Source organism: Shinella sp. GW835-FHT14H05, from assembly GCF_058793575.1.
Genome location: NZ_JBXAFY010000034.1, coordinates 1 through 8,141, shown reverse-complemented (window position 1 = coordinate 8,141; position 8,141 = coordinate 1). Strand labels below are relative to the sequence as shown.

General features: G+C 60.8%; 7 protein-coding genes and 2 pseudogenes. 3 read left to right on the top strand and 6 right to left on the bottom strand.

What is annotated here, in order from left to right; translation table 11 throughout:
* A pseudogene (locus AC1Q6Z_RS35110) lies at positions 1-185 on the top strand (IS3 family transposase); the annotation flags it as partial.
* A gap of 71 nt (positions 186-256) precedes the next feature.
* Here AC1Q6Z_RS35110 and repC read toward each other — a convergent pair.
* The 3 genes from repC to repA form a co-directional block, all read right to left on the bottom strand.
* The gene (gene repC, locus AC1Q6Z_RS35105) at positions 257-1,471 is read right to left on the bottom strand and encodes a plasmid replication protein RepC (RefSeq protein ID WP_492650743.1); all 1,215 of its coding nucleotides are present in this window, start codon (positions 1,469-1,471) and stop codon (positions 257-259) included.
* Positions 1,472-1,669: 198 nt separating this feature from the next.
* Positions 1,670-2,698, bottom strand: a complete 1,029-nt coding sequence (gene repB, locus AC1Q6Z_RS35100; protein ID WP_492650742.1) for a plasmid partitioning protein RepB — start codon at positions 2,696-2,698, stop codon at positions 1,670-1,672.
* A complete protein-coding gene (repA, locus tag AC1Q6Z_RS35095) occupies positions 2,695-3,918 on the bottom strand; it encodes a plasmid partitioning protein RepA (RefSeq protein ID WP_492650744.1) in 1,224 nt (407 codons plus the stop codon). Before repA ends, repB begins: the two co-directional genes overlap by 4 nt.
* 447 nt (positions 3,919-4,365) lie before the next feature.
* On the opposite strand from repA, the pseudogene AC1Q6Z_RS35090 reads away from it, so the two are divergent.
* Positions 4,366-4,473 (top strand): annotated as a pseudogene (locus AC1Q6Z_RS35090) (hypothetical protein); the annotation flags it as partial.
* A 218-nt stretch (positions 4,474-4,691) separates the two neighbouring features.
* Here AC1Q6Z_RS35090 and AC1Q6Z_RS35085 read toward each other — a convergent pair.
* Positions 4,692-5,339, bottom strand: a complete 648-nt coding sequence (locus AC1Q6Z_RS35085) for a 3-oxoacid CoA-transferase subunit B (RefSeq protein ID WP_492650741.1) — start codon at positions 5,337-5,339, stop codon at positions 4,692-4,694.
* Positions 5,339-6,055, bottom strand: a complete 717-nt coding sequence (locus AC1Q6Z_RS35080) for a CoA transferase subunit A (protein ID WP_256114438.1) — start codon at positions 6,053-6,055, stop codon at positions 5,339-5,341. The genes AC1Q6Z_RS35085 and AC1Q6Z_RS35080 overlap by 1 nt, the downstream gene beginning before the upstream one ends.
* Positions 6,056-6,132: 77 nt before the next feature.
* Here AC1Q6Z_RS35080 and AC1Q6Z_RS35075 point away from each other — a divergent pair, with 77 nt between their 5' ends.
* Positions 6,133-6,735: a LuxR C-terminal-related transcriptional regulator gene (locus AC1Q6Z_RS35075; protein ID WP_435265009.1), complete on the top strand. Its 603-nt coding sequence runs from the start codon at positions 6,133-6,135 to the stop codon at positions 6,733-6,735.
* 54 nt (positions 6,736-6,789) lie between these two features.
* Here AC1Q6Z_RS35075 and AC1Q6Z_RS35070 read toward each other — a convergent pair whose 3' ends face one another.
* Positions 6,790-8,004 (bottom strand): multidrug effflux MFS transporter, encoded by a 1,215-nt coding sequence (locus AC1Q6Z_RS35070; protein WP_492650740.1) that lies wholly within the window; start codon positions 8,002-8,004, stop codon positions 6,790-6,792.
* Positions 8,005-8,141: the final 137 nt, after the last annotated feature.

Genomic DNA, 8,141 nt, shown 5'->3' with positions numbered 1-8,141 from the left:
CTGGTTCACTCGATGAGCCGACGCGGCAACTGCCACGACAATGCGGTGGCCGAGAGCTTCTTCAATCTTCTGAAGCGCGCCAGGATGTATTCGATTACATCGAGATGTTCTACAACCCGAAACGCAAGCACGTCAGAAACCGAATGCTGTCGCCCGTTGAGTTCGAAAGGCAGCAGAAAATCTAACCCGAGGGTGTCTACAAAACTCGGGGCTATTCAGAGGGGAGGGATCTCTTTTCGGGAGCCCCTTCACACATTCACCCAGCCTCCCGTGCGCCCTCACCGCCAGATCTCAACAGCGCCATCAAAACCGGGCCGAGTGAAAATTCTCCGCGGCGGGCGCGGGAGGTTAGGTTGCGCAGGTATCCGCCGGGTGAATTGATGTGGCCGGCGCGTTCGAGGATGCAGGCGAGGGTGACTGCGGCGTTTTCGGGACCCATGACCTCGCAGGCCTCCTCGTAGGCCGATGGGCTTATTCCCAGCATCGAGCGGGCAACGACCGCTGCAGACATCATGTCGCGCCAGCTGCCGATCGTGCCGGCGGGTCCATATGCGCTAATCTCCTGGCAGGCCTTCAAGACCAATCTCAAAGGGAAGGGGAGGGGTGGTTGTGCATTTGGCTTCAGGTTTTCATTCGGGATCGCCCCCAGCTCTTTTTCTGAGCTTGGTTCAAGTTCATGGATGGATTCGGGTTTTGAATTCTGTATATGCCGCCCACTTTGAGCGGCACTGCTGCTCGTATTCTTCGAATTATCAATGTTTTCCAGCATGTTGACGACCTTCTCCTGCAGAAGCGTCAATTCCGCGCTAATTTTGATCGCGTCCGCCATCGTCGGGGAACGGGGAATTTGGCTTACGAGGCTGATATAGATGTCTTCGATTGCCGCCCAGTCGCCTGGAGCCCCCTCCTCTATCGCGGCACTGATCAACTTGCGTACGTCGCGGCGGCGGATGGTGAGCTCCTCCTTTGCGCGGCGGAAGGCGGCGCGCTCAGAGGCGACCTTCTGTGCCATCTCTGCGAGTTCCTCGGCGCGCAGCAGGAGAGGGGAGATATCAAAGCCAAAGGCGGATTCGATCATGCCGCTCCTATCCTTGCGGGCGTAGCGCTTGCCGTTGGCGCTGTCCTTGCGGATGACCAGGCCTGCCTCGACGAGAAAGGCGAGGTGCCTGCGCAGTGTTGCGCCCGCTATCCCGTGGGCTCGGATGCTCAACTGCGCATTCGATGGGAAGACGACGAGCTGCGCGTCCTGGCGCAGTTCGTTCTCCGGATAGAAGCTCAGCAAGGCATCGAGCACCGCCAGGCTACGGTCTTGCAGGCCTAGAAGCAGACGGGCTTCAGACGCATCCCGAAAGACCTTCCATTTGTCAGCCCGCTTGCCCGCGGGGATCTCGGCTGCCGCGACTTGCTGCCTGACCAAGGCAAGCGAAATCGGCCGCCGCCCGAAAGGCGTCGTTACATTTCCACTCTGCATTTTCTCTCACCTTCGACAAGGCAAAAGAAATCCGCTCACCAAAAACGGTGCCAAAGACGCTTGACTAAGATTCGTGGAAATGCGAGTCTCGAAGTGCTAAATCAGAGAGAGGCTTCCACGACGGCAACGTTTGGGGGGCCTTTTTCTTTTGCGACGCTTCCTTTCTTCCATATCCGGGCAACCTGACAAATGTCAGGATTACCCGTTGTTCCGCTGACGGGAGAAGCGCTCGGCAAGTGCCGGCAGCTCCTCCTGGATAAACTTCAAGAACGCGGCGCCCAGTTCGCCCTCGCCAGATATCCGGACGTCCTTGGCCGAAGCAATATAGGCGCCGAGCGCCTTGCCTTCGGTGTCGGAGAGGGTAACGGCGGCACCGCGCGGGCTCGGGCTCGACTTCACCGCATTCAACGCCTGCTGGAAGCGTTGGTCGGAGTTCTCGATGCGGTCGCCTGCCTTCGACAAAGCGCGGCGCACGGCTTCAAGGGCGCCGGAGCTGCCTGAAATCGTCTTGGCCAGATCCAGCCAGCGCGGCCTGCCGATTTTCGGGGCTCGGCCGATCGCTTCGATCACATCGCCCGGAACGGAGCGATAGACGCTGCGCATGCGGGCGAGCTCGGCATCCTCGATCGAAAGCGCGGCATAAATATCGCGCGGCCGCACCCCGGCATCGTCCATGCGCGACGCAAACAGCGCACGCTCGATCCATGACAGGTCCTGCCGGCTGGCATTCTCGATACCCTGGGCGACGACCAGGTCGTGATCGGTCATATCGACTTCGATCGCCCGGACCGGTTGACCGAGCTCCAAGGCAGCACGCCATCTCCGGTGCCCATAGACGATCTGATAGCGTCCGGTCGCCGAAGGGTGTTTTCGAACCTGGACGGGGACTTTTTGGCCTTCCGTCTCGATCGAGCGCTTCAGCGCCTGGAAATCGCTCGCGTCATCGTCCGGCAATCGGTCCGGAAAAGGGGAGGGGTCGATGATCCTGGGGTCGAGGTCATGGATCGACGCTCCGCCCGCCTCGACGATCGCCCTCAAGCGGTCACGCTCCGCCCGGATGTCATCGATTGCCCGATGGGCCGCACCGATGACGCCGGCGGCGACGCGTGTCGTCGGGGCAGGGGAGGGCGCCGCCACCGGCTCGGGTGCCGCGGGCTCCTCGCTCTCCAGTTCAGCCGAAAGCAGGCCGAAGCTTGCAACGATGGATTTCCGTGGTGTCTTGCTCATCCACGCCCCCAACTCGTGTTGATCAGGCGAACGATCGCCTCATTGACGGCGTCCACCGCCTCGCGGGCCCGCTTGTGCGTCTCGCGGCCGATCTGGCCCATTTCGAGTTCGTACAGCGAGCGTTTGCCAAGTCCCGCCGCTTCGACGGCCGTGCTTTCCACGGCTGTCGGCAGCAGGACATCCGCGCCGAACAGATGGCGCAGCATCGCGACCACCTGCGACTGCGGCGCATCGTTCGGATCGTGCCGCGTCACGAGATACCGAATGAAATCCTGATCGAGCTTAGCGCCGCTGTCGGTCAAGACGCTGATAAGGTCGCCCATCATGAGAAGGAACTGGCTCATCGACGCGACGTCCAACATGGCCGGATGCACGGTGATGATCATGCTCGTCGCCGCGTAGATCGCGCTCAGCGTCAGGAAGCCGAGCGAAGGAGGGGTGTCGAGGATCACGACGTCGTAGTCGGCTTCCACCTCGGCGAGGCAGAGTTTCAGCCGCTCGAAGAAGATCGCGCCGGAGCTCGACCTGTTGGCAAGGACCCGCGGGGTCTCGTGCTCGTACTCCATCACTTCCAGATTGCCGGGAATGAGGTCGATGCCGTCGAAATAGGTCTTGCGGATGATATCGCGTATCGGCCGCCGTTCGGCATCGTCATATCGAAGCGCCGCATAGATCGTCTCGTTGGCGCCGACATCGACCTCCGGCTGCGAACCGAACATTGCCGACAGCGACGCCTGCGGATCGAGGTCGAGCGCGAGGACCCGGTAGCCTTGCAGGGCGAGGAAGTGTGCGAGGTGAACGCAGGTCGTCGTCTTGGCGCTGCCGCCCTTGAAGTTGGCGATGGCGAGCACCTGGAGGTGTTCTCCCGGCCGGCGACGCGGCAGGAAACGCAGGGCGTCCGCCGGCTTTTGCTTTGCGAACAGTTCCCGCAACTCGTTGATTTGCTGGAGCGTATAGACCCGATGATTGTTCTCCAGTCGGCTCGGCACGGGACCGCGGCCTTCGCTCGACATCAGCTTGAGCGTCGAATCGGGTATCGATGTCAGTTTGGAGACTTCATTCGTCAAAAATTGCCGAAGAATCTTTTCCGACTTCGGCGGATACATACGCGTTCTCAGCTGCTGCAGCTGTCCGGACAACAGCGTGGCATGGCGCGTGATCTTGCTGCCTGCATCTTCCTTGGAAGGAACCACTGTTTCTACCTGTTGCGCTATCGCCATTTTTCCCTCTTGGCGGCCTATCGCCGGTTTACCGGCCGGCACTCGCCAAGAGATAGAACACGATTCTATAAGTCCGTCCATGTGTTGGCGATTGACAATCGAACCGAATGGGCGATCTTCGGTCGCGGATAGGTGTTAATCAATTGATATTATTGCCTTTCTCGCAAAAGTAGCGCGAGCTTCCGTCTGTAACTCTCCACACTTTTGACACAGATGGTCCCGCCAGGCAGAGGCCTGCGGGCTCAAATGCCGCCGCGCGAGAGAATCGGGAATCAGAATCACCGGAACCTCCTGTCCGCGACAAGCCTGTTGAAATTGGCAAATCAGCGTCGTTCCACGCAGCGGCAAATGACGCCCGCGGGTCGACTGCCAGTGCCGGCAATGTCAGCGTGATAGCGGCACCTGACATTCGTCGGCTGAGGTGAAGATCGAGGGGGAGGCGCAGTACTGGCAGGCCATCGGCGTGGCGGAACAGCGAAGCGGCGCGCCTTCTGCCCGACCTGCGGCTCGCCCGTCTCCATGACGTTCACCGATATGCCGGCTGTGTTCATCATAACGCCGGCGAGCCTCGACGACCCAAGCCGCTATCAACCGCAACTCGTGTCCTGGACAGCGGCCGATCATGCCTGGGATTTCTCGATCCGGCGCTACCGAAATTCGACCATATGCCACAGTCGTGAAGTTCGACGGCGGCAATTAATAGGGGAGGGGCCGGAACACGTTATGTTCCGACCCCTTAATAGGCTGAATAATAAAATGAACGTCCGGCCGCACTACCCGCCGAGCGCGACGCGGAAATCCGCCTGCGTGCGGGCACGCAATTCGTCGACCGTGACGCCCGGCGCGAGTTCCACCAGGCGCATGGGCTCCTCGCCGCGGATCGCCGGCTCGAAGACGGCGAGGTCGGTGATCAACAGGTTGACGACGCGGCTTCCGGTCAGCGGCAGGTCGCAGCGTTTGAGGACCTTGGATTCGCCGCGCGCCTCATGCTCCATGACGACCACGACCCGCTTGACGCCGGCAACGAGATCCATCGCGCCGCCCATGCCCTTGACCATCTTGCCGGGGATCATCCAGTTGGCGAGGTCACCGTTTTCCGCCACCTGCATCGCGCCCAGAACGGAGAGGTCGATATGGCCGCCCCGGATCATCGCAAAGCTTTCAGCACTGGAAAAGAAGCTGCTGCCCGGCAGTTCGCTGATCGTCTGCTTGCCGGCATTGATCAGGTCCGCATCTTCCTCGCCCTCAAAAGGGAAGGGGCCCATGCCCAGCATGCCGTTCTCGCTTTGCAGCGTGACGTGAATGCCGGCCGGGATGTAGTTCGCCACCAGCGTCGGGATGCCGATGCCCAGATTGACGTAAAAGCCGTCCTGCAGTTCCTTTGCGGCGCGCGCCGCCATGTCGTCCCGTGTCCAGGCCATCAGACTGCCTCCACCGACTGCCGCGGCGTCACCGTTCGTTTCTCGATCCGCTTTTCAGCGTTTGCAACCTCGATCATGCGCGAGACATAGATGCCCGGCGTATGCACGTGGTCGGGATCGATGCTACCCGGCTCAACGATCTTCTCGACTTGCGCGACCGTCGTGTGCGCCGCCGTCGCCATGACCGGATTGAAGTTGCGCGCGGTCTTGCGATAGACGAGGTTTCCGTCCGTATCGCCGCGCCAGGCGTGGACGATAGCGAGGTCTGCAAAGAGCGCCGTCTCCATGAGATAGAGCTGCCCGTCGAATTCACGCACTTCCTTGCCTTCGCCAACGGCCGTGCCGACGCCGGTGCGGGTGAAGAAGGCGGGAATGCCGGCGCCGCCGGCGCGGATGCGCTCGGCGAGCGTGCCCTGCGGGTTGAACTCGATCTCCAGTTCCTTCGCGAGATATTGCTGCGCGAAGAGCGCGTTCTCGCCGACATAGGACGAGATCATCTTGTCGATCTGGCGGGTTTCCAGCAGCCGGCCGAGGCCGATGCCATCGACGCCCGCATTGTTGGAAATGACCGTCAGGCCGCGCACGCCAGATTCGCGCACTGCTTCGATCAGGGCTTCGGGAATACCGCAAAGCCCGAAACCGCCGGCCATGATGGTCATGCCATCCTTGAGCAGACCTGCCAGGGCCGCCGTCGCATCGTCGTGGATTTTCCGCATGGTTCCTCCCATAGAAAACGTTCCGGGCGAGACATTACGGCTTGAACGGCGGCAGGCGTTAGCCGTATTTATACGGCATGACGCGACGTGCCGGCTCAATCGAAGGCTTCAGCAGGGAAGGGGACTTACGCTTCTCCCTGAACGAAATTCCCGTGCCGATGGTCTACGCGACCCACCGTATCATCCGCGATTGCAACGACGCCTTCGCCGAACTCTTCGGCTATGCCCGCCCGGACCTGATCGACCGCAGTTTCGCGGTGCTTTATCCGAAGATCGCCGACTTCATCCATACCGGAAAAATGTGGCTGGAGCACCTGCCGGGTGGCCGCAGCTATTATGACGAGCGCATCATGATGTCGGTAACCGGCCAGCGTTTCTGGTGCCAGGTCACCGGCAAGAGCTTTCAGCACGACGACCCCTTCGCCCACGCGCTCTACTGCTTCCAGCGGCTCAACCGCCCGACGACCAGCCCGCAGCTTTCCCTGACGGAACGCCAGCGTCAGATCCTGACGCTGGTGTCGCAGGGAAAGACCAATGCGCGTATCGCAGACGAACTGGACCTGTCGGTCCGCACCGTCGAATCCCACCGCGCGCGACTGATGAAGATCACCGGCTGCACCAATTCCGCCCAGTTGACCTCCTGGTTTGCCCACGCGCCAGGCCCGGATGGGGCAGGGTAGGGGGCAAGTGCTGGCGGTGCCATCATGGCCAAAAAGGCTGACTTTTATTTCCGTTTATCGAGCCGCCTCGACGGATGATACATCGCCGCCTTGCGCCACTTGCGCCAGAATGAGCGAGCCGACACCAGCGACGAAGAAGCCTGCGGACAAATTGACAGTCGTACCGTCGTAGAAACTCCCCATGCCGACAGCGAACAGGGTTGCAACGAGGCTCGATCCGGAGGCCAGTAAGGAGGCACCCAGGCCGGCAACCTGGCCAAGAGAGCGCATGACCACGGCATTCAGATTGCCGAAGAGGACGCCGATGGTGAAGAAGGCCGCAAACCCGAACACCATGAAGGCAGCAAGCGGCAGGCGGCCGCCGCACAGCATGGATGCGACAAGCATCAAAAAACCGGTCGATGCCAATCCCAGGAAGGCGGCGCGCGCCATCCTATCCATGCCGAACCGCTGCACAAGCCTGCCATTTGCGAATGAAGCAAGCCCCACCGCCGTGGCCAGCGCCGCAAAATAGAAGGGAAAGGTTTCCCGGATCCCATAGGCGTCAAAGAACAGATCGGCCGCCGTGCTGAGATAGAGGAGTTGCGCACCGAAAACGAGCCCGGTCGCCACGATCAGCAACGTCACGCGACGGTTGGAAAGGATGCGGCGCCCATTCAGGAGCAGCAGGCCAGGTCGAAACGGAATGCGCTTTTCCGCCGCCAAAGTTTCCGGTTGGCGAACCACCAGCCACAGGCCGAGAAAACCCGCAATGACCAGATAGGTCGCAAAAACGCTGCGCCAGCCGGCAAGGGCGATCAGGCCCTGCGCGAGAGCCGGCGCCAGCATCGGCACGAGAATGAACAGGGAGAACATGAAGGACATGACGCGGGCCATCGCATCGCCCTCGAACTGATCGCGGATCATGGCTCGTGTCGCGATCTTCGCGCCCGAGACGCCCACACCCTGAAGGAACCGTCCGAGGATCACCATCTCCAGCGTTCCCGCCAGCATGGCGATGACGGTTCCGACGGCATAGAAACAGAGACCGAGCACAAGCGCCTTCTTCCGTCCGATCGCATCAGACAGCGGACCGAGCAGCAATTCACCGAACGCCATGCCGAAGATGAAAAGCGATATGACGTGCTGCGTCGAAAGCGGCGGCGCGACACCGACATCCGCACCAATCTCCCGCAACCCCGGCAACAGCGCGTCGATGCTGAGGGAGGTCAGTGAGGTCAGAAGCGCATAGAGCGCGATGCGTTCGCGAAAACTGATCGAGGATGTCATGCGCCGTGTGCAAAACGTATTTGCCGCAGCCTCAAGTGCTTGAGAGCGTAAAATCGGTTAGTTCCATAAGATAGATTACACGATTTCTATCTGTAGCCGCAAAGTTAAAGTGTCCTGATCCTGCAAAGTTGGAATGT